Below are 26402 nucleotides of genomic sequence, written 5' to 3'. Positions count from 1 at the left end.
CCGCCGAGTCAGCGTCGGGTCGCCGCCACCCAACGATCGACGAGGCCCGTCGCGGCGCCGCTGTCGATGGCGTCCGCCGCGAGGTCCATCCCGGTTCGCACGTCGGCGTCGAAGTCGGCCTCCGACGATCCCGAGTCGGATCGGGTGAGGGCGAGCGCGATGCCCGCGTTGAGCAGCACCGCGTCCCGGATCGCGCCGGTGGCGCCGGCGAAGACGTCGCGGACGACGCCCGCGTTGTGTGCCGCGTCCCCGCCGCGCAGATCCTCGATCGGGTGCAGCTCGAGCCCGAGCCGTGTGGGGTCCACGGAGCGCTCGGTCACGCTCCCGCCCCGGACCCACCACACGTGAGTCGTCGTCGACACGGTGACCTCGTCGAGCCCGTCGTCACCACGGAAGACCGCAGCATCCTTCCCACGATCGGCGAAGACACCCGCCAGCAGCGGGGCCATGCGTGCGTCCGCGCAGCCCACGGCGGCATACGTCGGCTGGGCGGGGTTGGTCAGGGGACCGAGGAAGTTGAACGCCGTCCCGATGCCGAGGTCGCGGCGCGGCACGGCGGTGTGACGGAACGAGGGGTGGAAGGTCTGCGCGAAGCAGAAGGTGATGCCGGCCTCCGAGGCGACCTCGACGACGCGCTCGGGCGTCAGGGACAGGTCGACACCGAGTGCCTCGAGCACGTCCGCCGAGCCCGACGACGACGACGCGGCCCGGTTGCCGTGCTTGACGAGCCGCACACCGGCGGCAGCGGCCACCATGGAGGACATCGTCGAGATGTTGACCGTGTGGGCCCGGTCCCCGCCGGTGCCGACGATGTCGAGGCTCGGTCCTGGCACCTCGATGCGGCGCGCGTGGGCGAGCATCTGCTCGGCCAGCCCCAGCATCTCCTCGATGCTCTCGCCCTTGGCCCGGAGACCGATGAGGAAGCCCGCGACCTGCGAGGGCGTGGCTTCTCCGGACATGATCTGCTCCATGGCCCACTCGGCCGTCGCCCGGTCGAGGTCACGACCGGCGATGAGGTCGGTCAGCAGTGCGGGCCAGGTCGTCGCGTCGGGCGCCATGCGTCAGGCCGTGGGCACGCCCGAGCGCGCGAGCGTGGCGATGGCCGACGTCAGCGCGATCGGGTCGAGCGGGTGCGGGACGGCCAGGTCGGCCTGGGACCAGGCGGCGAGCCAGCTGTCCTGCGGGCGGCCCGTGAGCACCACGATCGGCGGGCACTCGAAGATCTCGTTCTTCAGCTGGCGGGCCAGCCCCAGACCGCCGACCTTTGCGGCCTCGCCGTCGAGCACGAGGATGTCGAACCGCTCGGACTCGACAGAGCTGATCACCGCGTCGGCGGTCGCGCACTCGTGCCAGCGGACGACCTCGACGTCCTTGGCGGGGCGACGACCGACGGCCGCGCGCACCGCGTCACGGGTCGTGAAGTCGTCGCTGTAGAGCAGCACGCTGACCCGGGCCACCGGCCGCTGCGAACCGGCCGTCGTCGCGATGTCGGTGGACGAACCCTGTGCTGCGCTGTCGTTCGAGGCGGTCATGCGCCCGATGCTACCGGGCGGGCCCGCGACCGACGGCACGACCTCCCCACCCGCGAGACGCCGGTGGACACCGGCGTGGGAAGGTGGTGACGGACGGCCCACGACACGGCTGTTCAGGGTTCGTGTCGGAATGGTCACGAATCCTCTACACCCGCGCGAGAAAGGGCCCCGATGCGGGGGGTCCCTCGCACAGCCGGACAGGAATGTGGGAATAATGTCCAACGTGGCGACAGCATCGGCAGTTCCTTCAAGCGCAGTAGCGAATCCGGCCCATCACGGGCCGGCGACCCGCCCCAACATGGTTGCCGTCGGCACCATCGTGTGGCTCTCCAGCGAACTCATGTTCTTCGCGGGTCTCTTCGCCGTCTACTTCCAGCTCAGGTCGGTCCGCGGTGACCTCTGGGCGGTGCAGACCGAGAAGCTGAACCTCCCGTTCGCGAGCGTCAACTGCCTCGTGCTCGTCATCTCCTCCGTGTGGTGCCAGCTCGGCGTCTGGAAGGCCGAGCGCGGCCAGAAGGCCCGCTCCGGCAAGCTCCTCGACATCAAGGGCTGGGGCATGCGCGAGTGGTACGTCCTGACGTACCTCTTCGGCGCCTTCTTCATCGCCGGTCAGGTGATGGAGTACTCCGAGCTCGTCCACGAGAACGTCACGCTGAGCTCCGACGCCTACGGCTCGGTCTTCTACATGGCGACCGGCTTCCACGGTCTCCACGTCACCGGTGGCCTGATCGCCTTCCTGCTCATCATCGCCCGCACGTTCACGACGCGTCGCTACACGCACGCCAACGCCACCGGCGCCGTCGTCACGTCGTACTACTGGCACTTCGTCGACGTCGTGTGGATCGCGCTCTTCGCGACCATCTACATCCTCCGCTGACCCCGGCATGAGCGCGCAGCCGGACCCGACCCCCACCTCCATGGACGACAGGAACCCACAGTGAACGCCTTGGCCACCCGACGCCGACACCCCGCCGCCATCGCGGTGCTGCTGCTGCTCGGCCTCCTCGTGACCGGTGGCGCCTACTCCTTCCTCGCCCCGAAGGACGCCAACGCGGCCGCGTCGGCCGCCGCCGCCGACGACGTCGCCAAAGGCAAGGACCTCTTCATCGCCAACTGCGCCAGCTGCCACGGCGTCGGCGCCCAGGGCACCAAGTCCGGGCCGTCTCTCGTCGGCGTGGGCGCGGCGTCGGTCGACTTCCAGGTCGGCACCGGGCGCATGCCGCTCGCCGGCCCGAACGTCCAGGCTCCCCAGAACAAGGTCAAGTTCGACGACGAGCAGATCGCCGCCCTCGCGGCCTTCGTCGCCTCGCTCGGCCCCGGCCCGGCGATCCCCGAGGAGAAGTACACGACGGTCATCGAGCCGGGCACGCCGGAGAACAACAAGGCGATCGCCGAGGGCGGCGAGATCTTCCGCGTCAACTGCGCCATGTGCCACAACTTCGCCGGCGCGGGCGGTGCCCTGACCCGAGGCAAGTACGCCCCGGCACTCGACGGCGTCACGCCGAGGCACATGTACGAGGCCATGGTCTCCGGCCCTCAGTCGATGCCGGTGTTCAACGACACGAACCTCACGCCGGAGTCGAAGCAGAAGGTCATCTCCTACCTCAAGGCGCAGGAGAACCAGACCAACGTCGGCGGGCTCACGCTCGGCAACCTCGGTCCGGTGTCCGAGGGTCTCTTCGCCTGGGTGTTCGGCCTCGGCATCCTCATCGGCTGTGCCGTCTGGCTCGGCAAGAAGGCCGCATGACCCCGCGCTGCATCGTCCCGATCACGAACGACGACAGGACCACGACCCGATGAACGACCACGAGACCACGGACCACGGGAAGAGCACGGCTCTCGTCCCCGCATCCAGCGACGGTCACGACCTGCTGCCGGCTTCGCTGATCACGGGCGTCGACCAGTTCGAGAACCCCGGTCTACCCCCGCACATCCACCGGGCCGCCGACGACGACCCCGCCGCCGCCAAGCGCGCCGAGCGCCAGGTCGCGACGCTGTTCGGCCTGTCGATGCTCGCGACCCTCGTGTTCGTCGTCAGCTACTTCGCCGTGCCCGACGAGGCCACCTTCTTCCTTCCCGGGGTCGGTCTCACCAAGACGCAGAACGTCGTGCTCGGCCTCTCGCTCGGCTTCTCGATCTTCCTCATCGGCATCGGCGCCGTGCACTGGGCCAAGACGCTCATGTCCGACGAGGAGATCGTCGAGGAGCGCCACGAGCAGGCGTCGACGGCTGAGCAGCGCGCCAAGGCCGTCGCGGTCGTCAGCGAGGGTGTCGGGTCCACCCAGCTGCCCCGTCGCCCGGTCCTCAAGTACTCCCTCGGCGGCGCGCTCGGTCTCTTCATCCTTCCCCTCGGCCTCCAGGTCGCCGGGTCGCTCGGACCGACGAACATCGAGGAGCTCAAGCACACCATCTGGGACCCGAAAGACAACGGCGGCAAGCCGATCCGGCTCATGCGTGACCCGGAGATGACGCCCATCCGCTTCGACGAGGTCACCTCGGGCTCCGTCTTCCACGTGATGCCCGAGACGCTCCAGAAGTACATCGACGAGGGCAAGCACGTCCTCGAGGCCAAGGCCAAGGCGGCGGTCATCCTGATCCGCCTCGACCCCGACCTGATCAAGGTGCAGAAGGCCAAGGACTGGGGCGTCGACGGTGTCGTCGCCTACTCCAAGATCTGCACCCACGTGGGCTGCGCGGTCGGCCTGTACGAGCAGCAGACGCATCACCTGCTCTGCCCGTGCCACCAGTCGACCTTCGACCTCACCGAGGACTGCGCCGTCATCTTCGGCCCGGCCAAGCGGGCCCTGCCGCAACTCAAGATCACCGTCGACGACGCGGGATACCTCGTCGCCCCCGCAGGCTTCGCAGAGCCCGTGGGACCGAGCTTCTGGGAGCGTGCGCGATGAGCACCATCAACGAGACTCGTCCCGCCGACGCACTCCGCGCCGGCGACCGCCAGGCCGACGAGCACGCCTCCGCCACCAAGCCCCTTGGCGGCATCGCCGGTTGGATGGACGACCGCCTCGGCGGCGCGAAGGGTGTCTCCTTCCTCGCGAAGAAGGTCTTCCCCGACCACTGGTCGTTCATGCTCGGCGAGATCGCGATGTACTCGATGATCGTCTGCCTGCTGACCGGCGCCTTCCTCACGTTCTGGTTCGTGCCGAGTGCCACCCAGGTCGTCTACGACGGCTCCTACGTCCCGCTGCAGGGCGTGACGATGTCCGACGCCTACCGCTCGACGCTCGGGATCTCCTTCGACATCCGCGGCGGCCTGCTCATCCGGCAGATCCACCACTGGGCCGCCCTGATCTTCGTCGTGGCGGTCTTCGTCCACATGGCCCGCGTGTTCTTCACCGGCGCCTTCCGCAAGCCGCGTGAGATCAACTGGGTCTTCGGCACCATCCTGTCGCTGCTGGCCTGCATCGAGGGCTTCGCCGGCTACTCGCTCCCCGACGACCTGCTCTCCGGCACCGGCATCCGCGCCATGAACGGCTTCATCCAGTCGGCGCCGGTGATCGGCTCGTACCTGTCGTACTTCATCTTCGGCGGCGCGTTCCCGGGCGAGGCGATCATCCCGCGCCTGTACTCCGTGCACGTGCTGCTCATCCCGGCCATCCTCGTGGGCCTGTTCACGGCGCACATCCTGCTCGTGTTCCTGCACAAGCACACCCAGTTCCCCGGACCGGGTCGCACCAACAAGAACGTCGTCGGCTACCCGCTCATGCCGGTGTACATCGCCAAGGCCGGTGGCTTCTTCTTCATCGTGTTCGGCGTCATCGCCCTCATCTCGGCGGTCGTGACGATCAACCCGATCTGGGCCTACGGCCCGTACGACCCGTCCCCGATCACGGCGGGCTCGCAGCCCGACTGGTACATGGGCTTCGCCGACGGCGCACTGCGTCTGCTGCCCGGCTTCCTCGAGTTCGAGACGTTCGGCTTCACGTGGAGCATGAACATCTTCCCGGGCTCGCTCATCCTGCTGCCCCTGATGTGGACGATCATCGGGGTCTACCCGTTCGTCGAGGCCTGGGTGACGGGTGACAAGCGGGAGCACCACCTGCTCGACCGCCCGCGCAACGCACCGACACGCACCGCGATCGGCATCGCCGGTATCTCGATGTACGTCGTGCTCTTCCTCGCCGCGGGCAACGACCTCATGGCGATCAAGCTGCACCTGTCGATCAACGACATCACCCAGACGCTGCGCGTGCTTTTCTTCGTGGCCCCGCCCGTGGCCTTCTGGATCACGAAGCGCATCTGCCTCAGCCTGCAGCGTGCCGACCGTCAGAAGGTCCTGCACGGCCGCGAGACCGGCACGATCTGGCGACACGCCGACGGTCGCTTCGAGGAGATCCACGCCCCGCTCACACCGGAGGAGCGCTGGGTCCTGATCCAGCACGAGTCCCTCGAGCCGCTCGAGCTCACGGCGGGCAAGGACGCCAACGGGGTCGACAGCCCGATCGCCCGCAAGGAGCGCCTGCGCGCGAAGTTCTCGCGCTTCTACTTCCGCGACCGGGTGGCACCGGCGACCCCCTCTGAGCTCGAGGCGGCCCACCACGAGCACGACGACCACGCAGCCGCACCTGACGGTGGGCACGAGGCCATCGAGCCCGCAGCGGCCGGCCAGGAGCGCGAGACGGTCAAGGCGGACAAGCAGCACGGCTGACGCCGCGTCGTCGGTCACGCTGACCGACCACGAGAGGGACCTCCCGATACGGGAGGTCCCTCTCGGCGTCCCGGGTCCATCCCTGGGCGCGGGATGTCGCTCATGAGAACTTTCTGAGATGTCGTCGAGAGCACCTGGGCGCACGGCTGTACCCCCCGTCCCCGAACGACAGGCACTGTCGACCGAGTCGGGCGAGTCGCTCGAGCGGCGGGTCGAGCACAGCGACCTCATCGAGACCCACTCCCAGCTCGCCGAGGGTCTGCTGCTCTGGGTCATCGGTCTCGCCGTCGCCGCGGCCCTGCTCCTCGTCGTGGCCCGGCGAGAGCGCCATTCACACACCACGCCTCCTGCCGACGGCTCACCGGCCGCACGTACGGACGAGGCCCGCGCCCGCACGTCGGTCGTCCCGCGCCCGGTCCTGCTCGCGGGAGCGGTCCTCGGGCTCGTGGCGGCACTCGGCACGAGCGTCCAGGTCGTGCGCATCGGCCACAGCGGCGCCCAGGCCGCCTGGTCCGACTCCGTGTCGCAGACGCCGGCGCCCTCCGGCGGCGACGATGACGGCAGCTGATCCCGAGGGCCTCGCGAGCAGCCGGCCGCAGGCCGCTCGGCTGCTCGCTCGCGCGGGACTCCGCGACGAACGGTCATGACAGACTCGGACCATGCGGCTGTCCGAGGCGGAGTTCGAGGAGGCGGTGGGCGATGCCCTCGACTCGATCCCTCAGGAGCTGGCCCGCGCCATGGACAACGTCGTGGTGCTCGTCGAGCAGGAGCCCCCACCCGACGATCCCGACCTGCTCGGGGTCTACGACGGGACACCGTTGACCGAGCGGGACGGCTGGCGGGACGCCGGATCGCTTCCCGACCGCATCACGATCTTCCAGGGCCCGCTGGAGCGCATGTGCGACACCACGGCCGAGCTGCGCGAGGAGATCGCGATCACCGTCGTGCACGAGGTGGCCCACCACTTCGGCATCGACGACGAGCACCTCCACGAGCTGGGCTGGGGCTGAGCTCGCTCGCGCCTTCACCACGAACACCCGCGGACACCCGCGGACACCCGCGGACACCCATGGGCGCCCAGCGTGGCGTCTCGCACCCGGGACAGTTTGTCGGGGCCGCCCGGAGCGCCCCTTTACGTGGTCGCCGACCGGGGATACCGTCGAGGAACCGTTCAACCGATCGGATGGAGGTGCGTCAGATGTTCTCTCCCACACGATCGCACTGCGAGCCACTCGGACCGTGAAGGTCAGGGTCGGATCGAAGGGGAAGGCCCACGGCCTTCCCCTTCGCGCTGTCCGGCTCCGGGCGGAGCGTCGTCAGGCAGATGAGACGACGCCGTCACCGCAGCACCTCCTCGTGACGGGGCTGCCACCGAGCATGCGGAAGGGCCCCGGTCGACGACCGGGGCCCTTCTGCTGCGTGACCTTGGCGCGCGGGCGCCGGACGCATCGACTCAGATGGAGTACTCGCCCGAGAAGGACTCGAAGACCCAGAGGCACACGGCGACGACTCCGAACACGGCGCCGATGATGAACAGCCACCAGCCGATCGCCAGACCCGCGAACATGATCGCGCCGGACCCGGCGAGCCACAGCGGGGTCCAGGAGCTGGCGACGAAGTAGCCGTAGTTGCCCTCGGCGTCCTCGATCTCACCGGCAGCGTTGTCCTCGGGGCGCAGCGGCAGCTTCTTGCCGGTCATCCAGAGGTAGAAGCCGGTGAGCGCGAACAGCAGGGCGGTGAGGACCAGCGCCGTGACGCCGATCGGCTCCTCCCACTTGGACCAGAAGCCGTACATGAGCACGACGGGGACGAAGAAGACGAACAGGTAGAGGAAGAGCTTGGTCTCGACGCGCATCGGGATCAGTCCTCACGCTTCTCGGTGCTGGCGGTGGCCTTCTCGGACCCGGCGACGTCGGCCGGCCCCATGACCTGGACGAGGGTGCCCTGGTCGGCGACGGGCGCGACGCCCGTGACGGCCTCGGGGTGGTGCAGGTCGAACGCGGGACGTTCGGACCGGATACGCGGCAGCGACGTGAAGTTGTGCCGCGGCGGCGGGCACGACGTGGCCCACTCGAGCGAGGCGCCGTAGCCCCACGGGTCGTCGGACTCGACGAGCGGCGCCGTGCGCCACGTCTTCCAGACGTTGTACACGAACGGGATCATCGAGGCGCCGAGCAGGAACGAGCCGGCGCTCGAGACGATGTTGGCGAGCTGGAAGCCCTCCTCGGGCAGGTAGTCGGCGTAGCGACGTGCCATGCCCTCCACACCGAGCCAGTGCTGGATGAGGAACGTCATGTGGAAGCCGATGAAGAGCATCCAGAAGTGGATCTTCCCGAGCGTCTCGTCGAGCATCCGCCCCGTCAGCTTGGGCCACCAGAAGTAGTAGCCGGCGAACATCGCGAAGACCACGGTGCCGAAGACGGTGTAGTGGAAGTGCGCGACGACGAAGTAGCTGTCGGACAGGTGGAAGTCGAGCGCCGGGCTGGACAGGATGATGCCGGTCAGACCGCCGAAGAGGAAGGTGACGAGGAAGCCCATCGCCCACAGCATCGGGGTGGCCATGACGACCTTGCCGCCCCACATCGTGCCGATCCAGTTGAAGAACTTCACGCCGGTGGGCACGGCGATGAGCATCGTCATGACGGCGAAGAAGGGCAGGAGCACCTGTCCCGTGACGTACATGTGGTGCGCCCAGACGCTCGCCGACAGGGCCGCGATGGCGATCGTGGCGAAGACGAGCGTCTTGTAGCCGAAGATCGGCTTGCGCGAGAAGACCGGCAGCACCTCGCTGATGATGCCGAAGAACGGCAGGGCGATGATGTAGACCTCTGGGTGCCCGAAGAACCAGAACAGGTGCTGCCAGAGCATGGCGCCACCGTTCTCGGCATCGAAGATGTGCATGTCGAAGCGCCGGTCGCCGCCGAGCGCGAAGAGCGCCGCGGCGAGGATCGGGAAGACGAGGATCACCAGGAGCGAGGTGATCAGCACGGTCCACGTGAAGATCGGCATGCGGAACATCGTCATGCCGGGTGCACGCAGGCAGATGATCGTCGTGATGAAGTTGACGGCACCGAGGATCGTGCCGAAACCCGCGAACGCGAGGCCGAACACCCAGAGGTCACCGCCGACGCCGGGCGAGTAGCTGACGTCGGACAGCGGGGCGTAGGCGAACCAGCCGAAGGCGGCCGCACCCTGCGGCGTCAGGAAGCCGACGGACGCGATGAGGCCACCGAAGAGGTAGAGCCAGTACGCGAACATGTTGAGGCGCGGGAACGCGACGTCGGGCGCACCGATCTGCAGCGGCATGACGGCGTTCGCGAAGCCGGCGAAGAGCGGCGTCGCGAAGAGCAGCAGCATGATCGTGCCGTGCATCGTGAAGAGCTGGTTGTACTGCTCGGGGTTGTCGACGACCTGCAGACCCGGCGCCATGAGCTCGGCGCGGATGAGCAGCGCCATGAGGCCGCCGAGCAGGAAGAAGATGAAGGACGTGATGAAGTAGAGGTTGCCGATGACCTTGTGGTCGGTCGTCGTCACCCACTTGACGAACGTCTGTCCCTTGGCCAGCCGCGGCCGCGCGGTGGTGGTCATGCCCGGGACCTGGGCGTCACGGTTGAAGGCTGCGGACGTCATCAGTTGCTCCCAGTGCGAGCCGGTGCGGGGATCTTGTCGATGTCGGCCTGGACCATCTTCTCGCGGCTGACGTCGACGGGAATGAGGCCCTCCTGGCCGATGGACCGGAGGTGTTCCATCTCCTGGTCGTACTCCGCCTGCGGCACGACCTTGACCATGAAGAGCATCTGCGAGTGGTAGGCGCCGCAGAGCTCGGCGCACTTGCCCTGGAACGTGCCGACCTGCGTGGGCGTCAGCTGGAACTTGTTGGTCTTGCCGGGCAGCATGTCCATCTTCATCATGAACGCCGGCACCCAGAAGCTGTGGATGACGTCACGGGCGTTGAGGACGAACTCGACGCGCTTGTTGACGGGCAGGTAGAGCACGGGCATCTGGGCCCGCTTGCCCTCGCTGCCGTCGAGCTCGGTGTGGACGCCGGTCTCGTGGACGTTCGAGTCGACGTAGTTGAAGTCCCAGCTCCACTGCTTGGCGACCACGCTGACCGTCAGGTCCTTCTTCGTGCTCGTGTCGACGAGCCTGGCCTCGTCACGCGCGGTGTAGTAGAAGAAGACGGCCACCATGAAGACGGGGATGACCGTGTAGAGCATCTCCATGGGCACGTTGTAGCGCAGCTGCACGGGAAGCGTCTCGTCACCCCGGCGCTTGCGGAAGCGGACGGCGGCGTAGAGCATCAGGCCCCAGGTGACGGCGCCCACGGCCAGCACCGCGATCCAGCTGCCGATCCAGAGGTCGGTCACCCGCTGGCCGGTGTCGGAAACCACCGGGGGCAGGTATCCGTTGGACACCTGTCCCTGGCAGCCGCTGAGGGCCAGCGCCGCGATCCCGGCGATCCCGGCGATGCGCAGACCCGTGCGTCGCCGCCCGGTCTGACCTACCACCGTCGTCACCACCGGCGACGCCGCTGGGGTGTCTTCGAGCTCAGGCACCAGGTGCACCTTTCGTTCCGTACGTGGGCGCGCAGGGCGCGCGTCGAACGTGTTCACGTCAAACCGTCTGGGCGGCAAAGGCCCACGGCGCAACCCTACCGTCCCACTTGTCACGCTGTCCGCAGGGGGCGGCTAACGTTGCGGAGTGGTCAGTCACGATCCGGGCACGAACGTTGGACCGGGCCCGTCGTCCCCTCCCGGAGGCTCCCAGCGGGCGTCCGGCGGGCTCCCCGACGCCCGCCAGCAGGCGACCGAGCCCTCCCCCGAACCCTCCGCCGAGCCCTCCCGTGTGGCCTCGACGGGGCCCTCACGGCCACCGGTCGTGCGGCGCCTCCTCGACGCGGCGTCGGGGCCGCTCCATCCGGTCGCGCGCGACACCCTGCTGGCCGCCCTCGAGGTGGGCTGGGCCGACCCCGCCCGCCTGCACGCCGAGGGTCGCCGGGCCCGGGCCCTGCTCGACCGGTCGCGCGAGGTCGTGGCCGCAGGGCTGGGCGTCAGGCCCACCGAGGTGAGCTTCCTGCCCAGCGGTCCGACCGCCCTGACCCGGGCTGTCGACGGGCTGGCGTATGCCGCCCGGCGGCGTGGGGCGCGCACCGTGGCCTCCGCGGTCGAGCACTCCGCGGTGCTCGTCCCGGGGCGGGCCCGCGCGGCCGCCGCCGGCGACCCGGCCCTGTTCGCCGAGGTGGCCGTCGACTCCGTCGGACGGCTCGACCTCGATGCGTGGCGCAACGCGTTGGCCGTCCCCGGCAGCGTCGTGGCGGCGCTGCAGAGCGCGAACGGCGAGGTCGGCACCCGCCAGCCGCTCGCCGCTGCGCGTGACGCGGCCGCGGCCCACGGCATCCCGCTCGTCGTCGACGCGATGGCGTCGTTGGGGCGGGACGACGTGCCGCGCGACTGGGACGTCCTCGTCGGTGAGGCGCGGTCGTGGGGCGGGCCGCCGCTCGGCGTGCTCGTCGTGCGTGAGGGTGTCAGGTGGCACTGGCCCGAGGCCCGGGCCGACGTCGAGCAGGGTCGCGCGGACGTCACTCCCTGGGTGCCGCTCGCGCTCGCCGCGGCCGAGGCGTGGCAGCAGACCACGGCCACCCGGCCGGCGGACACGCAGGTCGCGCGAGCCCTCGTGGACGACATCCGCCGCGCCGCGTCGACGGTGCCCGACACCGAGGTCGTCGGCGACCCGGACGACCGGCTCCCCCACGTCGTGACCTTCTCCAGCCTCTACGTCGACGGCGAGGCCGTCGTCGGCGCCCTCGACGCCGCCGGGTTCGCCGTCGCGAGCGGGTCCGCCTGCACGTCGAGCACGCTCGAGCCGAGCCACGTGCTCGCGGCCATGGGGGTCCTGACGCACGGCAACGTGCGGGTGACGCTGCCCCTGCCCGCGGTCTCCCCCGCACTCGCCGACGACGTCCGGGCCTTCACCGCTGCCATCGCGCCGAGCATCCGCGCCGTCCGCGACCAGCTCGGGGTCGGCGACCTGTGACCGACGACGAGGCCGTCGTCGACGCACGCGGCGAGCGCTGCCCCCTCCCCGTGATCCGTCTCGCCCGGCTCGTCCGCGACCGTCCAGACCTCGCGTCCGTCACCGTGCTCGCGACCGACCCGGCCGCAGCCCACGACGTCCCCGCCTGGTGCCGGATGCGCGGCCACCGCTTCGTGGGGGCGCGCGACGAAGGCGACCACACGGCATACCTCGTCGAGGTCGTCAGGCCCAGCAGGCCGGAAGGGGCGCGCTGAGCACGGTCGGCAGGATCGCGAGGTACTCGTCGCGAGGGACCTCACGCACCCCCAGCGTGGCCAGGTGCGGCGTCTGCCACTGGACGTCGAGGAGGCGACGCGGGTCCCCGTCGGTGACGAGCAGGTCGCGCAGGCCGACGAGCGCGACCTTCGACGCGTCGCGCTCGTGGTGGAACATCGACTCGCCCGCGAAGAGCCCGCCGATGGCGACGCCGTAGAGCCCGCCGACGAGCTCGCCGTCCTGCCACGTCTCGACGGAGTGCGCCCAGCCGGCCCGGTGCAGCTCGACGTAGGCGTCGACGATCTCGGGAGTGATCCACCGACCGTCCCGGTCGGGAGCCGCGCAGGCCTCGACGACGGCCCGGAAGTCGGTGTCGACGCGCACCTCGAAGCGGGCGACGGCCTTGCGCAGCGAGCGGCTGACCCGCAGCTCGCGCGGCCGCAGGATGCCGCGGGGGTCCGGTGACCACCACCCGATCGGCTCGGCGCCGTGGTCGCCGATGCCCATGGGGAAGACACCGACGGAGTACGCCTCGAAGAGCGTCGCGACGTCGAGGTCCGCGCCGATGCCGATGAGGTCCTCACCCGGGGGCACGCGGTCGAGCGCGAAGTCCCAGGGGGTGGACGGCGGCGGCGTGGGCACGGACGGGCTCCCGGGTGTCGTGGGGGTGGGCTGCTCAGAACCTCTGAGCGTCAGCGCCGGTCCGGTGACGGCGTCATGGCCGTGGACACGTGATGTGGGGACCGATCTCGTCGGCGGACTCGGCACCGTAGGCCTCGGCCAGCCGCTCGAGGAAGCGCTCCTTGCCCAGGGCGTACTCCTGCGTGCCGATCGTCTCGATGACATAGGTGGCGAGCATCGAGCCGAGCTCGGCGCAGCGCCGGACCGGCAGACCGGCCGCGAGACCGGTGAGGTAGCCGGCCCGGAAGGCGTCGCCGACGCCGGTCGGGTCGGCCTTGCGCACCTCGCGGGCGATCCCCACCTCGACGGGCTCCTCGCCGCGCACGCGGACGGTGACGCCGTCCTTGCCGCGGGTCTTGACCTGCACCCGGACCCGGTCGGCGAGCTCGTCCTCGCTCCAGCCGGTCTTCTGGCAGGCGAGGTGGCTCTCGTACTCGTTGGTGAAGAGGTACTCGGCGCCGTCGATGAGGCGTGCGATGGTCGGACCGTCGCAGAAGGCCAGCTGCTGCGACGGGTCGGCCGCGAACGGGATGCCCCGCGAGCGGCACTCGTCGGAGTGGCGCAGCATGGCCTCGGGGTCGTTGGCGCCGACGACGACGAGGTCGAGGCCACCGACGCGATGGGCGACGGGCGCGAGCTCGATGTCGCGCGCCTCGGTCATGGCTCCCGCGTAGAACGTGGCGATCTGGGCCATGTCGCGGTCGGTGGTGCAGATGAAGCGCGCCGTGTGCTGGGACTCGGAGTAGTGCACGCCGCCGCAGTCGACGCCGTGCCGCTCGAGCCAGCTGCGGTAGTCGGTGAAGTCCTCACCGACGGCGCCGACGAGCAGCGGCCGCTGGCCGAGGTTGGCCATGCCGAACGCGATGTTGGCGGCGACACCGCCCCGGCGGACCTGCAGGTCCGAGGTGAGGAACGACAGGGAGATCTTGTCGAGCTGCTCGACGACGAGCGAGTCGGCGAACAGTCCGTCGAAGGTCATGAGGTGGTCGGTGGCGATGGAACCGGTGATGGCGATCTGCACAGCACGAACCTACCCGGGATCGCGGCGTCGCCGACGCCGACGCCGACGCCGACAGGCCCGAGGACGACGCCAGACCCGGGGACGACGACAGGCCCGGGGACGACCAAGGGCCCGACCGTGACGGTCGGGCCCTTCGGACGGGCGAGGCGCCGGGCGCCCTGGTGCGTGCGACTCAGCTGAAGGAGTCGCCGCAGGCGCAGCTGCTGCCGGCGTTGGGGTTGTCGATCGTGAAGCCCTGCTTCTCGATGGTGTCTGCGAAGTCGATCGTGGCGCCCTCGAGGTAGGGGGAGCTCATGCGGTCGACGACGACCTCGACACCGTCGAAGTCGCGGACGAGGTCACCGTCGAGGCTGCGCTCGTCGAAGTAGAGCTGGTAGATCAGGCCCGAGCACCCACCGGGCTGGACACCCACGCGCAGGCGGAGGTCGTCGCGACCCTCCTGCTCGAGCAGGCTCTTGACCTTCGTGGCCGCGACGTCCGTCAGGACGACACCGTGGGCGGGAGCCTCGGTCTGAACCTCGGCGGGAGATGCGTTCGTCTCGACACTCATGTGTTGGTCCTTCACGTCGTGGAGCATGGGTCGGAAGAGAGAACCCATGCCGCGCCGGATGTGTTCCCGACGCCTCAAGGATACGTCGGGCCTCGACCGAAACGCGCATCCTCCCCCATCTCGCCGTTCAGGACGTGGACGGCGACCACGTCCGCGCGACGCGCGCCGTCCGCTCAGCGAGACGGGCCGCGGGCTCGGCGAGCGCGGCGGCGACCTGGTCGGGACGCTCCGCGACGGCGTACACCCCCGACAGACCGGCCGTCATCGCCTCGCGGCGGCCGACGAGGGACTGGCCCGGCACGGCGATGACCGGGACGCCGACCCGCCCTGCGGCCTCGGCGACGCCGACGACGACCTTGCCACGCAGCGACTGCCAGTCGAAGCTGCCCTCGCCGGTGACGACGAGGTCGGCCGAGGCCACGAGATCGGCGAACCCGACCGCGTCGAGCACCGCCTCCACCCCGGAGACCCGGCGCGCACCGAGGAGGTGCAGGGCGTAGCCGAGCCCCCCGGCGGCGCCGGCGCCCGGTTCGCGCTCGGGTTTGAGCAGGGTGCCCGTCAGCAGGTCCTTGGCGGGCGGACGCACCCGGGCCACGACGCTCGCGAAGTGGCCCAGCGCGTTCTCGAGCCGTTGGGCGTCCTCCTCGGACGCGCCCTTCTGGGGCCCGAAGACAGCACTCGCACCCTTGAGGCCGAGCAGCGGCGAGTCGACGTCGCTGGCGATGACGAGGTCGATGCCCCGGAGGCGGTCGCGGGCGGCGTCCAGGCCCGCGACGTCGTCGGGGGTGGTCCCGGCGAGCGCCAGTCCGCCGTGGCCCAGTCGTGCGACCGGGCCGACCCCGAGGGCGGCGAGGAGCCCGGCCCCTGCGTCGTTGGTGCCCGACCCGCCGAGACCGATGACCACGCGCCGCGCGCCGGCGTCGAGCGCCGCGAGCACGAGCGTGCCGACCCCGGACGTCGACGTGCGGGTCGGGTCCCGCTCGTCGGGTGCGAGCAGGTGCAGTCCTGCGGCCTGGGCGGACTCGACGTAGGCCGTCCGCCCGCCTGCGCCGGTGGCCAGCAGGATGGTGCCGGGCACCTCGCGACCGAGCGGGTCGGTGGTCACGACGGCGTGGACCTCGCCGTCGAGGCTCTCGGCGAGGACGTCGACGAAGCCGGGTCCGCCGTCGGAAAGGGGCACGAGCGTCAGCCGGTCGCCGGGGGCGGTGCGGCCCCAGCCCTCGGCCATCGCGGCCGCGGCCTGGGCCGCGGTGAGGGTGCCGGTGTAGCAGTCGGGGGCGATGATGACGTGCACGTCCGGCATCCTCCCACTGCCGTGTCGCCGTGCGTCGGTCCGCCGTCAGCGGCGGGGCAGGAAGAGGCCCGCGTCGCCGAACTCGTGCCACGCGTAGCGGTGGGCGACCGCCTCGTCGTAGGCCCGCTGGGCCAGGGCGGCACCGGCCACCGACTCGACGAGGAGCAGGTGCGAGGCGTCGGGGTCGTGCCAGCCGGTGACGAGGCCGTCGACGACGCGCGCGGGTCGGTCCGGGGAGATGACGACCTCGGTCCAGCCCGCCGCGGGGTGCACCCGGCCGTCCGGGTCGGCTGCCGACTCGATGGCGCGCGTGGCGGTCGTGCCGACGGCGACGACCCGGCTGCCCCGGGAGCGCACGAGGTTGACGAGGTCGGCCGTCTCCCCCGACACCGCGAACCGCTCCGGCTGCGGCGCCTCGCCGGCCTCCTGCGACGACAGTCCGGTGTGCAGGGTCACCGGGGCGACGAGCACCCCCGACGACACGAGCCCGGCCACGAGGGAGGCCGTGAACGGCCTGGCGGCGCTCGCCATCTCGGCGCTTCCGGGGAGCCGGGCGAAGACGGTCTGGTACGCGTCCACGGGGTACCGGGAACGCAGGTAGCCGTACGCGATGGGGCGGCCGTGCGTCGCGAGGTGCTCCGCGAGCGCAGAGCCCTCGATGTCGACCGCCCGCCACAGCCGGTTGCCGCGTCCCGTGGGCGACGAGTCGGACCTCGGGTACGGCGCCTCGAGCCGCAGCCGGGGGCCGCCCGACGCCAGCTCGACGAGGTCGCCCTCCAGGGCGTCGAGCAGGGGGTGCGCGGCGTCGGGCGCCGAGCGGAGCTCCACGACCCACGTGCCGTCGTCGAGCGCGGTCGCGACGTGGACGACGACGGCGCCCCGGCCGTCCAGGCGTGCGTCCACCTCGCCCGCCACGGTCGCCGAGTTGTTGACGAGGAGCAGGTCGCCGGGCAGCAGGTGGTCACCGATGGCGGAGAAGGTGGTGTGCGAGATGCGCACCGCGCCGGACGAGGACTGCGAGGCGACGAGGAGGCGTACGCCGTCGCGTCCGATACCCCTCACCTCGGGGGGCGCGTCGGCCGTGAGGTCGTCGGTCCGCCGGAAGACGGTGTGGGGCGCATGCGTGAGAGCCGCGGTCACGAAGCCACCTCCGTCGTCGCCGCGGCGACGAGGTCCGCCGCGCGGTAGCGGCCGCTCGCGGGGCGCGACCCGACGAGGGCAAGGATCCCGGGGACGGCGACCTCCTCCGGCAGCGGCCGGTCGCTGATGTCCTCCCCCGGGAACGCGGACTGGTGCATCGCGGTCCGCATGTCGCCCGGGTCGACGGCATACGCCCGGACCGTCGGCAGCTCCGCGGCCAGGGTCAGCGTCAGGTGGTCGAGCGCCGCCTTGCTCGCGCCGTAGGCCCCCCACGTCTCGTAGTGCTCGACGCCCGCGTCCGACGAGATGGCGATGACCGTGCCTCCGGCCGCCTCGAGCGACGGGAGGAGCGAGCGGGTCAGCCCGTGCGGGGCGAGGACGTTGACGGCGAGCACGGCAGCGAGGTCGTCCGTCGTCAGGTCGCGCAGCGGACGGAGCGGGACCGGGCCGAGCGTGCTCGCGTTGTGGACGAGCAGGTCGAGGCCGCGCGCTCCGGCCAGGTCGGTGACGGCCTCGGCCACCTCGTCCCGGTGGACGGCGTCGCCGACGTCGCCGGCGAGGCCGACGACGTCGTGACCGTGGGTGCGCAGGTGGGAGACGGTCTCGGCGACGCTCGACGCGTCGCGGGCCGTGACGACGAGATCCCAGCCCCGGGCGGCGAGGGACTCGGCGAGAGCCCGGCCGAGGCCGTGGGTGGCGCCGGTGACGAGTGCGGTGGGCATCATGACTCCTGTGGTGGTCGTGGGTCGATCACCACAAGCGTCAGACATCAAGTTGACTTGAGGTCAAGTGCCCGAGCGCTCGCAGCCCGCGCGGCGGCATACGATCTGCACATGACGACCGACACGACATCGGCCCCGGCACCTGCTCCGCTCCCGCTCCTCGTGCTCGGGCAGGGCACCGACCTGCACACCGAGCGCGGAGTCGAGTGCCCGGGCGACCTGCCGGCAGCGTCCGACCCCGGCCTCGTCGAGCGCGCTCGCGCCGCCAAGGCCGCGCTCGGGGACCGCGTCTTCGTCCTCGGCCACCACTACCAGCGCGACGAGGTCATCGAGTTCGCCGACGTCACGGGCGACTCCTTCAAGCTCGCCCGCGACGCCGCAGCCCGGCCCGACGCGCCCTACATCGTCTTCTGCGGCGTGCACTTCATGGCCGAGTCGGCGGACATCCTGACGAGCGACGAGCAGACCGTGATCCTGCCCGACCTCGCCGCCGGCTGCTCGATGGCCGACATGGCCGCCATCGCCCAGGTCGAGGACTGCTGGGAGCAGCTGGCCGCGGCCGGCGTCGCCGACCGGGCGATCCCGGTCACCTACATGAACTCGTCCGCGGCGATCAAGGCCTTCACCGGTCGCCACGGCGGCACGATCTGCACGAGCTCCAACGCCCGCACGGCGCTCGACTGGGCCTTCGAGCAGGTCGGCGGCGTCGACGGCACGGGCAAGGTGCTCTTCCTGCCCGACCAGCACCTCGGCCGCAACACCGCCGTGCGCGAGCTCGGCCTGTCGCTCGACGACTGCGTCGTCTGGGACCCGCACCGCCCCGGTGGCGGCCTGACCCGTGAGCAGCTCGAGAACGCCCGGATGATCCTCTGGCGCGGGCACTGCTCGGTGCACGGCCGCTTCTCGGTCGACGCCGTCGAGGCCGCTCGCCGCGAGATCCCCGGCGTCAAGGTCATCGTCCACCCCGAGTGCCAGTACGAGGTCGTCGAGCGGGCCGACGAGGTGGGCTCGACCGAGAAGATCATCCAGACCATCGCCGCCGCCCCGGCCGGCACCTCGTGGGTCGTCGGCACCGAGCTCAACCTCGTGCGCCGGCTCGCCCAGCAGTTCCCCGAGCAGCGGATCGCCTTCCTGGAGAAGAACGTCTGCTACTGCTCGACGATGAACCGCATCGACCTGCCGCACCTCGTGTGGGCGCTCGAGTCCCTCGTCGAGGGCCGGGTCGTCAACCCGATCCACGTCGACCCGACCGTCGCCGCCGAGGCGCGCGCGGCGCTCGACCGGATGCTCGCCCTGCCGGGCACGACCCACAAGGACTGAGCCGGGTGAGCGTCCCCGCCCGCGACCTCCACCGGGTCGCCGTCGTCTCCGACGTGCACGGCAACGTCACGGCGTACGACGCCGTCCTCGCCGACATCGCCCGCCGCGGCATCGACGACGTCATCAACCTGGGCGACCTCGTGGGGAAGGGGCCGCGCGGGTCGGAGTGCATCCGGATCACCCGGGACCGCGGCATGCCGACCGTGCGCGGCAACTGGGACGCCTTCATCGCGCGCGACGACGTGCAGCCGTGGGAGCACGCCCAGTGGGTGCGCGACGCGCTCACGCCCGCAGACCGGAGCTGGCTCGCGGACCTGCCGAACGTCCACGAGATCGTGCTGAGCGGCCAGCCGATCCGCTTCTTCCACGCGTCACCGGTCAGCGAGTTCACCCGCGTGTTCACCCCCACGACCGAGGCCGAGCACCGCGCGTTCGTCGAGCAGACCGCGTTCACGGGCGACGGTCAGGTGCCCACGATCGTCGGCTACGGCGACATCCACGGGGCCTACCTCGCGGTCGACTACGGCATCACCGTCTTCAACGCCGGCTCGGTCGGGAACGCCCTCGACGGTCCCGGCGCGCCCTACGTCGTCCTCGAGGGAACCTTGGCCGGCCCCGGCGAGGACGAGCCGCCCGGCCACGTCGGCATCAGCTTCGTCCGGGTGCCCTACGACGTCGAGTCCGAGATCGCCGCGGCCGAGGAGCTCGGCATGCCCGGCGTGGAGGCGTACGCCCTCGAGCTGCGCGAGCAGCGCTACCGGGGGTCGGCCGTCTCCACCTCCTGACGATGGAAGGCGGGGTCCCGGCACGTGCCGGGACCCCGCCTTCCATCGCGTCTGCCGGTCGCCTCAGTGGGTCGGCCGCAGCGCTCCCAGCCGGGCGAGGAAGACCGCCTCGGCCACGCAGACCTTCTCGAACTCGCCCAGATGGAGCGACTCGTTGGCGCCGTGGGCGCGCGTGTCGGGGTCCTCGACACCGGTGACGATGATCGAGGCGTCGGGAAAGCGCGCCGAGAAGTCGGAGATGAACGGGATCGAGCCGCCGACGCCCATGTCGACGGGCTCGGTGCCCCAGGCGTCGGCGAAGGACGCCCGCGCCTCGTCGTAGACGGTGCCGTTCGCGTCAGCCGCGAACCCCGACCCGTGCTCCTCGAGCTCGACGGTGAGGCGGGCCCCCCACGGCGCGTTGGCCTCGAGGTGCTCGCGCACCCGCTCGAACGCGGCGAGGGGGTCCTGCGTCGGCGCGAGACGCACGGAGATCTTGGCGGCGGCCTTGGCCGACAGGGTGTTGGAGGCCTTGTCGATCGACGTCGCGTCGATGCCGATGGTCGTGATCGAGGGCTTGTTCCACAGGCGGCTGAGGATCGAGCCGGACCCGATGAGCGCGACCCCGTCGAGCAGGCCGGACTCCGCGCGGAAGCGCTGCTCGTCGTAGTCGATGTCGGCGGCCTCGCCCGCGTCGAGACCGGTCACCGCGACGTTGCCGTCGGCGTCGTGGAGCGAGGCGAGCAGGCGCACGAGGGCGGTGGTGGCGTCGGGTGCCGCCCCACCGAACATGCCCGAGTGCACGGAGTGGTCGAGGGTCTGCACCCGGACGACGACACGGATGCCGCCGCGGAGGGTCGTCGTCAGGGCGGGCGTGCCGATGTCCCAGTTGCCGGAGTCGGCGATGACGATGGCGTCGGCGGCGAGTCGGTCGCCGTGCTTCTCGAGGATCGTGCCGAGCGAGGGCGACCCCGACTCCTCCTCGCCCTCGACGAACACCGTCACCCCGACCGGCAGGTTGCCGGCGTGGGCGCGCAGCGCCGCCACGTGCGCCATGACGCCGGCCTTGTCGTCGGCGGCACCGCGGCCGTAGAGGCGACCGCCGCGCTCCTCGGGCTCGAACGGCGAGCTGTCCCAGTCGGCGTCGTCACCGGGCGGCTGCACGTCGTGGTGCGCGTAGAGCGTCACGGTCGGTGCGCCCTCGGGACCGTCGAGGTGACCGATGACGGCCGGGCGGCCGCCCTCGACGACCACCTCGACGTCAAGGCCCTCGCGGCGCAGCAGCTCGGCGACGGCCTCGGCGCTCCGGGTCACCTGGCTCTGGTCGAAGGACGAGGCCGAGACGCTCGGGATGCGCACGAGCTCCTCGAGGTCGGCCCGGACCTGCGGCATGAGGTCGGCCACGCGGTCGCGGATCTGTTGGATCTGGTCGGGGGTGAGGGCGTCGTCAGTCACCTGCCCGACCCTACCGACGCAGACGCCGGGCCACGAGGGAGCCGACGTGCCGGTGCGTCCTCGCGACGGAGCGCTGCTGCGGGTGCCGCCGTGGGTGCCGTCGTGGGTGCCGTCGTGGGTGCCGTCGTCCCCGATGGGTAGGTTCGACCGGATGGGAGACAACACGTTCGTCGCCGGGCAGGAGCCCTGGCTCGAGCGCCTGGGCAACCTGCGCAACGTCGTGCGCCAGGAGTTGGTCACCCGGCAGCTCGCGGCGCACCTGCCTCGTGGACCCCTGCGCGTCCTCGACGTCGGCGCCGGCCAGGGGACGCAGGCGCTGCGCCTGGCCCGACTCGGCCACTCGGTGACCGCCGTCGAGCCGGACGGGCGGATGCGTGCCGCCTTCGAGCAGGCTGCCGCCGGGCTCACTCCCGAGCAGCGGGAGCACGTGACGCTCGTGGCCACCGACCTCGCCGGGCTGGCGAGCGTGACACGCCCGACGGCATACGACGTCGTCATGTGCCACGGCGTGCTCATGTACCTCCCCGAGAGCCGCGCCGCGGTTGCGGGCCTGGCCCGCCGGGTCGCGCCGGGCGGCATCGTGTCGATCGCGGCGCGCAACGGGGACGCGATGGCGTGGCGCCCGGCCGGCCGTCACGACTGGCCGGCCGCCCTCGCCGCGCTGGACGAGATGCGCCGGGCGGCCGAGGAGGGCCGGGACGCCCGCTACCGCAACGAGATCGGCGTCGACGCCCGCGCCGACACGCTCGCGTCCCTGACGGCCGACTGCGAGGCCGCCGGCCTCGAGGTCACCGCGTGGTACGGCATCCGCGTCGCCAGCGACGACGTCCCGGTCGACGAGCCCGCGCCCACCGGCGTCGAGCTGGCGGCCCTGCTCGACGTCGAGGAGCGGCTCGGCGCGTCCGACCCCTACCGCGCGCTCGGCACGCTCCTGCACGTCATCGCGCGCCGGAGGGCCTGACCGCACCCCTCACCGCACCCTCACCGCTCCCGTCGGGGCTGACGCCGAGGCTCCGGCGTGCTTGGCTCGGACCATGGACGCGGTCGACCGGGTGGAGCGAGCCTTCGCCGCAGTGCCTCGCGCCGGCTTCCTCCCACACGGAGCCCGCGGCCGCGCCTCCTACGACGGACCCATCCTCATCGGGCACGGACAGACGAACTCCCAGCCACGGACCGTCGCCGACATGCTGCGGCTGCTCGACGTGCGACCCGGCCAGCGCGTGCTCGACGTCGGCTCGGGGTCCGGCTGGACGACCGCCCTGCTCGCCCACCTCACCGGACCCGAGGGCGAGGTGGTCGGCGTCGAGCTCGAGCCCGCGCTCGCCCGATGGGGCGCCGCGAACCTCGAGGGCGCACGGATGCCGTGGGCCGGGATCCACGAGGCGACCGCCGGGGTGCTGGGCGACCCCGACCACGCCCCCTGGGACCGCATCCTCGTCTCGGCGGAAGCCTCAGCCCTCCCCCAGGCGCTCGTCGACCAGCTGGGCGACCCCGGACGGATGGTGATCCCGGTCGTAGGCACCATGACACTCGTGGTGCGCGAGCACGGCGCGCTGGCGACGACGCGCCACGGGCGCTACCGCTTCGTGCCGCTGCGCACGGCCCCGGGACGCTGACCTCCGGGAGGGTCGTATGCCGTGGGGCTGCGGGCGCGATGCGGGCGCGATGCGGGCGCGATGCGGGCGCGATGCGGGCCGGGAGCCAGCTTCGGCTTAGAGTGTCCCCGTGTTCGGACGCAAGAAGACCCTCAACGACGAGCTCGCACCCACGGCCTCGACCGACCAGTCGGCCCGCCCCGATGCGAAGAACCGGCCCACGCCGAAGCGGCGCGAGCAGGAGGCCCTCAACAAGCGTCCCCTCATCGTCACCGACCGCAAGGCCGCCACGAAGCAGGACAAGACGGTCCGCCGGGAGGCCATGGCCAAGCAGCGCGCCGGCATGATGACCGGCGACGAGAAGTACCTCCCCGCCCGGGACAAGGGCCCGCGTCGCCGCTTCATCCGCGACACGGTCGACGCGCGGTGGAACATCGGCGAGTTCATGCTCCCGATCATGCTCATCGTGCTGCTGCTCAGCTTCGTCCGCACGAACTGGGCCCTGCTGCTCGTCTTCGTGCTCGTCTACGGCCTCATCCTCGTGGCCATCGGTGACGCCCTGCTCATGTGGCGCCGGACGCGCCGCAAGATGGACGACAAGTTCGGCGGCGCCGAGAAGGGCGACGCGTGGTACGCCATCATGCGCGCCTTCCAGATGCGTCGCACGCGCATGCCGAAGCCCCAGGTCGCCCGCGGCGAGCACCCCGCCTGACCGGTCGAGCCGGCCCGGGCCCGGTTCCCTGACCCGCTCTGCCTGACCGCCCGAAGTCAGCCCTGCAGGTCGGCGAACGCGAGCGGTGCCCGTGTCACGGCATACGTCGCGAAGTAGAGCTTGTCGACCGAGCCGTCACCGGCGCGCACGACCTCGAGCACCTCGCCCCGCTCCCGACCCGCCACGGCACGGAAGCGGTCGCTGCCCTCGGCGGCATACCGCGTCTCGGACAGCGGTTCGTCGTCGACGAGCCGCGACCACAGCTCGCCGTCGCGGACGAAGTACGTGATCGGCGACCCCTCCGACCACCACAGGCCGAGGAGCTCGGCCAGGGCCGGCTGCTCCGTCTCGGGCACCCACGCCGCGGCGAGCGACGGCTCGGCATCCACGACGGCCTCGACGAGGTCGGTCGCGAGCCCGAGCGTCAGGGCGCCGGACGTGGCGTTGGCGAGGACGATCGCCCCGACGCCCTCCTTGCGCCGGACTCGCAGGCCGGTGAGGAAGCCGGGCATGGCGCCACCGTGTCCGACGTAGACGCGGTCGCCGCGGCGGCCCATCCCGAAGCCGAGGCCGTAGGCACCGCTCCAGCCGTCGACGTCGGTCATGATGATCGGCCGGCACATCTCCTCGACGGTCTCGGGCCGCACGACCCGGTCGTCGGGGCTCGCGACGTAGGCGGCATAGCGCGACATGTCGGCGACGGTCGACCAGAGGCCGCCGAGGGGCGCCGTGGCGTTGAGCGTGAAGAGCGGCTCCTCGCTCGCGGTGCCGGCGTACGGGTCGACCTGGTAGCCGAGCGCGCGGTCGCCCGCGGGCGTCAGGCCCGTGCGGCTCATCCCGAGCGGCTCGAGCACCCGCTCGCGGACCACGTGCTCCCAGTCGCGGCCGGTCACGCGCTCGACGACCTGCCCGAGCAGGCCGTAGGCGAGGTTGGAGTAGTGGAAGGCGTGGTGGGCGGGCAGCACCTGCTCGGCCTGCTCGACGCCGGCGAGGAACTCCTCGCGCTCGGGCGCCACGAGGCTCTCCCAGATGTTGCCGACGGGCTCGCGCTGCAGCCCGGAGGCGTGGGCGAGCATCTGCCGCAACGGGACCCGCGCGTGCCTCGTGCCGGGGACGTACGTCTCGAGCGTGTCGTCGAGCGACAGCAGACCCTCGTCGCGCAGCGACATGACGGCCAGGGCCGTGAACGTCTTCGTCACCGAGCCGATCATGAACTGCGTGTCGTCGGTGGCCGCGACCGGCTGGGACCCGAGACGCGCCGACCCCACGTGCGCCGACCAGACGAGGCGGCCGTCGCGCACGACACCCACGCTGACCCCCGGCGAGCGCCAGGCCCGCTGGGCCGTGACGACCCGGGCGAGCAGGTCGCGCTCGAGCCCCGCCGACAGTGCCGCGTCCGGAGAGCCGTCTGAGCCCAGCGGCGCGCTCACTCCGCGGCCCGCAGGCTCATCGGGCCGTAGACGACGGTGTCGTTCTCCCGCAGGGTGACCGCCTCGACGCCGGCGTCGAGCAGCTCGCGCCACGACTCCCCCAGGTAGCTCTCGGCGTCACTCTGGGTCGGGAACCCGGTCGTGGTCACTCCCTCCCCCTCCATCGGGTTGCCGTGGGCGTCGAGGAACAGCCAGGACCAGTCAGCGCTCATGCGGGCCACCCTAGTTGCCGCGCCGTTTGACGTGCGGACGCCCCGCGTGCGACGGTTCGCCTAACCGAAGGATGATGGGGCAAGCCGGTGTGACTCCGGCGCTGACCCGCAACCGTGAAGCCACCTCCCGCCGCTGCGCGGCCCGGGGTGACCAGCCGGAAAACCCGCGTCCCACCGGCTCCTTTGTCAGTCTGTCGTGGAATGCGGACCGGAGTCACCCCGCCGGGCCGGCCTCAGCCAGCAGACCCGACATGGTGTCCGACCGCGAGGAGGAAACCGTGTCCCCTGCCCGTCGTGCCCCGCTCCGGGTCGTCCTCGCCGCGCTCGTCGCGGCCTGCCTGTCCGCCCTCACCATCGCGCCGGCGCACGCAGCCGCCTATCGCTACTGGGGCTTCTACCAGCTCTCCGACGGCGCCTGGACCTTCGCGCAGAAGGGCCCGGACCAGACGGTCCCGAAGGACGGCAGCGTCGACGGCTGGCGCTTCGCCGTCGCCGACGAGGCCTCCACCCGCTACCCGCGCGCCGTCCTCACCTTCGACGAGCTCTGCGGCACGACCCCCGCCCAGACGGGCAAGAAGCGCGTCGGCCTCGTCGTCGACTTCGGCCGCCCGGCGGACGCCGCCGACGGCGCCACGCCGCCCGAGCCCAAGGCCCTGTGTGCCGTCGTCGCCGCCGACGCCACGAGCGCCGTCGTGCTCGCCGCCGCCGGCGACGTGCGCACCGAGAAGGGCCTCGTCTGCGGTGTGGACGGCTACCCGACGACCGACTGCGGCGGTGCCGTCAAGGAGGTCAGCCCCGAGGCGAAGGCCGCCGACGAGCCGGTGACCATCGCGGCCCCGGCCGCGACACCGTCGGCCTCCGCGTCGGCGCCTGCCGCCTCGAGCACCGACGTCGCCGTGGCGACCACCGCGTCCTCGGGCGCGAACGTGACGGCATACGTCATCGCGGGCCTCGTCCTGCTCGCCCTCGTCGGCTACCTGCTCGTGCGCTCGCGTTCCCGCGCCCGCCAGGACGCCTGAG

28 protein-coding genes and 1 riboswitch are annotated in these 26402 nt (G+C 71.5%); of the genes, 14 read left to right on the top strand and 14 right to left on the bottom strand.

Annotation, left to right across the window (positions count from 1 at the left end; all coding sequences use genetic code 11):
• Positions 1–8 precede the first annotated feature (8 nt).
• Positions 9–1058, bottom strand: a complete 1050-nt coding sequence (trpD, locus tag ASG96_RS11815) for an anthranilate phosphoribosyltransferase (RefSeq protein ID WP_057588021.1) — start codon at positions 1056–1058, stop codon at positions 9–11.
• Positions 1059–1061: 3 nt separating this feature from the next.
• Positions 1062–1532, bottom strand: a complete 471-nt coding sequence (locus ASG96_RS11810; protein ID WP_057588415.1) for a response regulator transcription factor — start codon at positions 1530–1532, stop codon at positions 1062–1064.
• Between the two features lie 214 nt (positions 1533–1746).
• Here ASG96_RS11810 and ASG96_RS11805 point away from each other — a divergent pair, with 214 nt between their 5' ends.
• The 6 genes from ASG96_RS11805 (at position 1747) to ASG96_RS11780 (ending at position 7208) form a co-directional block, all read left to right on the top strand.
• A complete protein-coding gene (locus tag ASG96_RS11805; RefSeq protein WP_082588757.1) occupies positions 1747–2409 on the top strand; it encodes a heme-copper oxidase subunit III in 663 nt (220 codons plus the stop codon).
• 60 nt (positions 2410–2469) lie between these two features.
• On the top strand, positions 2470–3279 hold the full coding sequence (locus ASG96_RS11800; protein ID WP_056758093.1) for a c-type cytochrome: 810 nt from the start codon (positions 2470–2472) through the stop codon (positions 3277–3279).
• A 49-nt stretch (positions 3280–3328) separates the two neighbouring features.
• Entirely contained in the window at positions 3329–4438 is a 1110-nt protein-coding gene (locus ASG96_RS11795) for a ubiquinol-cytochrome c reductase iron-sulfur subunit (RefSeq protein ID WP_056758096.1), read from the top strand.
• A complete protein-coding gene (locus ASG96_RS11790; RefSeq protein WP_057588020.1) occupies positions 4435–6198 on the top strand; it encodes a ubiquinol-cytochrome c reductase cytochrome b subunit in 1764 nt (587 codons plus the stop codon). Before ASG96_RS11795 ends, ASG96_RS11790 begins: the two co-directional genes overlap by 4 nt.
• 118 nt (positions 6199–6316) lie before the next feature.
• Positions 6317–6766 carry a hypothetical protein gene (locus ASG96_RS11785; protein ID WP_057588019.1) on the top strand — a complete coding sequence of 150 codons (450 nt, stop codon included), beginning with the start codon at positions 6317–6319 and terminating at the stop codon, positions 6764–6766.
• A gap of 91 nt (positions 6767–6857) precedes the next feature.
• A complete protein-coding gene (locus tag ASG96_RS11780; RefSeq protein ID WP_057588018.1) occupies positions 6858–7208 on the top strand; it encodes a metallopeptidase family protein in 351 nt (116 codons plus the stop codon).
• 443 nt (positions 7209–7651) lie between these two features.
• On the opposite strand, the gene ASG96_RS11775 is transcribed toward ASG96_RS11780, so the two are convergent.
• From ASG96_RS11775 to coxB, 3 genes are read right to left on the bottom strand one after another with little or no spacing between them, the layout of a single operon-like run.
• Positions 7652–8053, bottom strand: a complete 402-nt coding sequence (locus tag ASG96_RS11775) for a cytochrome c oxidase subunit 4 (protein WP_056758111.1) — start codon at positions 8051–8053, stop codon at positions 7652–7654.
• Between the two features lie 5 nt (positions 8054–8058).
• Complete coding sequence (gene ctaD, locus ASG96_RS11770) at positions 8059–9786, bottom strand: cytochrome c oxidase subunit I (protein ID WP_235506710.1); 1728 nt, start codon at positions 9784–9786, stop codon at positions 8059–8061.
• A 41-nt stretch (positions 9787–9827) separates the two neighbouring features.
• Positions 9828–10754: a cytochrome c oxidase subunit II gene (gene coxB, locus ASG96_RS11765; protein WP_369793612.1), complete on the bottom strand. Its 927-nt coding sequence runs from the start codon at positions 10752–10754 to the stop codon at positions 9828–9830.
• A 322-nt stretch (positions 10755–11076) separates the two neighbouring features.
• On the opposite strand from coxB, the gene ASG96_RS11760 reads away from it, so the two are divergent.
• Both ASG96_RS11760 and ASG96_RS11755 read left to right on the top strand, forming a co-directional pair.
• A complete protein-coding gene (locus ASG96_RS11760) occupies positions 11077–12231 on the top strand; it encodes a cysteine desulfurase family protein (RefSeq protein ID WP_057588017.1) in 1155 nt (384 codons plus the stop codon).
• A complete protein-coding gene (locus tag ASG96_RS11755) occupies positions 12228–12485 on the top strand; it encodes a sulfurtransferase TusA family protein (protein ID WP_056758123.1) in 258 nt (85 codons plus the stop codon). The genes ASG96_RS11760 and ASG96_RS11755 overlap by 4 nt, the downstream gene beginning before the upstream one ends.
• Here ASG96_RS11755 and aat read toward each other — a convergent pair.
• The 6 genes from aat to ASG96_RS11725 all read right to left on the bottom strand — a co-directional run bounded on the left by aat (position 12454) and on the right by ASG96_RS11725 (position 17894).
• Positions 12454–13128, bottom strand: coding sequence for a leucyl/phenylalanyl-tRNA--protein transferase (aat, locus tag ASG96_RS11750; RefSeq protein WP_056758126.1), 675 nt, complete (start codon positions 13126–13128; stop codon positions 12454–12456). The two genes, ASG96_RS11755 and aat, sit on opposite strands and share 32 nt — an antisense overlap.
• A 73-nt stretch (positions 13129–13201) precedes the next feature.
• Positions 13202–14188 carry a carbohydrate kinase family protein gene (locus ASG96_RS11745; protein WP_056758130.1) on the bottom strand — a complete coding sequence of 329 codons (987 nt, stop codon included), beginning with the start codon at positions 14186–14188 and terminating at the stop codon, positions 13202–13204.
• A gap of 172 nt (positions 14189–14360) precedes the next feature.
• Positions 14361–14738, bottom strand: coding sequence for an iron-sulfur cluster insertion protein ErpA (erpA, locus tag ASG96_RS11740; RefSeq protein WP_020145450.1), 378 nt, complete (start codon positions 14736–14738; stop codon positions 14361–14363).
• Between the two features lie 127 nt (positions 14739–14865).
• Positions 14866–16032 carry a glycerate kinase gene (locus ASG96_RS11735; protein ID WP_057588414.1) on the bottom strand — a complete coding sequence of 389 codons (1167 nt, stop codon included), beginning with the start codon at positions 16030–16032 and terminating at the stop codon, positions 14866–14868.
• A 45-nt stretch (positions 16033–16077) separates the two neighbouring features.
• The gene (locus ASG96_RS11730; RefSeq protein WP_057588016.1) at positions 16078–17172 is read right to left on the bottom strand and encodes an S-adenosylmethionine:tRNA ribosyltransferase-isomerase; all 1095 of its coding nucleotides are present in this window, start codon (positions 17170–17172) and stop codon (positions 16078–16080) included.
• Positions 17169–17894, bottom strand: coding sequence for an SDR family oxidoreductase (locus tag ASG96_RS11725; protein WP_235506682.1), 726 nt, complete (start codon positions 17892–17894; stop codon positions 17169–17171). The genes ASG96_RS11730 and ASG96_RS11725 overlap by 4 nt, the downstream gene beginning before the upstream one ends.
• Before the next feature lie 111 nt (positions 17895–18005).
• Here ASG96_RS11725 and nadA point away from each other — a divergent pair, with 111 nt between their 5' ends.
• On the top strand, positions 18006–19214 hold the full coding sequence (gene nadA / locus ASG96_RS11720) for a quinolinate synthase NadA (protein WP_056758138.1): 1209 nt from the start codon (positions 18006–18008) through the stop codon (positions 19212–19214).
• Between the two features lie 5 nt (positions 19215–19219).
• Positions 19220–19999 carry a metallophosphoesterase gene (locus ASG96_RS11715; protein ID WP_056758143.1) on the top strand — a complete coding sequence of 260 codons (780 nt, stop codon included), beginning with the start codon at positions 19220–19222 and terminating at the stop codon, positions 19997–19999.
• A gap of 63 nt (positions 20000–20062) precedes the next feature.
• Here ASG96_RS11715 and ASG96_RS11710 read toward each other — a convergent pair whose 3' ends face one another.
• On the bottom strand, positions 20063–21433 hold the full coding sequence (locus tag ASG96_RS11710) for a dipeptidase (protein ID WP_056758916.1): 1371 nt from the start codon (positions 21431–21433) through the stop codon (positions 20063–20065).
• A gap of 151 nt (positions 21434–21584) precedes the next feature.
• On the opposite strand from ASG96_RS11710, the gene ASG96_RS11705 reads away from it, so the two are divergent.
• The 3 genes from ASG96_RS11705 to ASG96_RS11695 all read left to right on the top strand — a co-directional run bounded on the left by ASG96_RS11705 (position 21585) and on the right by ASG96_RS11695 (position 23740).
• A complete protein-coding gene (locus ASG96_RS11705) occupies positions 21585–22394 on the top strand; it encodes a methyltransferase (protein WP_056758146.1) in 810 nt (269 codons plus the stop codon).
• A 73-nt stretch (positions 22395–22467) separates the two neighbouring features.
• Positions 22468–23049, top strand: a complete 582-nt coding sequence (locus ASG96_RS11700) for a protein-L-isoaspartate O-methyltransferase (RefSeq protein WP_056758149.1) — start codon at positions 22468–22470, stop codon at positions 23047–23049.
• A gap of 109 nt (positions 23050–23158) precedes the next feature.
• Positions 23159–23740: a DUF3043 domain-containing protein gene (locus ASG96_RS11695; protein WP_057588014.1), complete on the top strand. Its 582-nt coding sequence runs from the start codon at positions 23159–23161 to the stop codon at positions 23738–23740.
• A 56-nt stretch (positions 23741–23796) separates the two neighbouring features.
• Here the strand turns inward: ASG96_RS11695 and ASG96_RS11690 are convergent, their stop codons facing one another.
• Positions 23797–25170, bottom strand: a complete 1374-nt coding sequence (locus ASG96_RS11690; protein WP_057588013.1) for a serine hydrolase — start codon at positions 25168–25170, stop codon at positions 23797–23799.
• Positions 25167–25382, bottom strand: a complete 216-nt coding sequence (locus ASG96_RS11685) for a hypothetical protein (RefSeq protein ID WP_056758918.1) — start codon at positions 25380–25382, stop codon at positions 25167–25169. The genes ASG96_RS11690 and ASG96_RS11685 overlap by 4 nt, the downstream gene beginning before the upstream one ends.
• A gap of 54 nt (positions 25383–25436) precedes the next feature.
• A riboswitch (cobalamin riboswitch) is annotated at positions 25437–25550 on the top strand.
• A gap of 110 nt (positions 25551–25660) precedes the next feature.
• On the opposite strand from ASG96_RS11685, the gene ASG96_RS11680 reads away from it, so the two are divergent.
• Entirely contained in the window at positions 25661–26401 is a 741-nt protein-coding gene (locus ASG96_RS11680) for an SCO2322 family protein (RefSeq protein WP_235506683.1), read from the top strand.
• The last annotated feature ends 1 nt before the right edge of the window (position 26402 follow it).

Source organism: Terrabacter sp. Soil810 (genome assembly GCF_001429645.1).
Taxonomy (GTDB): domain Bacteria; phylum Actinomycetota; class Actinomycetes; order Actinomycetales; family Dermatophilaceae; genus Terrabacter.
Note: the sequence above shows the minus strand (reverse complement) of the source record. Positions and strands in the feature narration are given on the sequence as shown.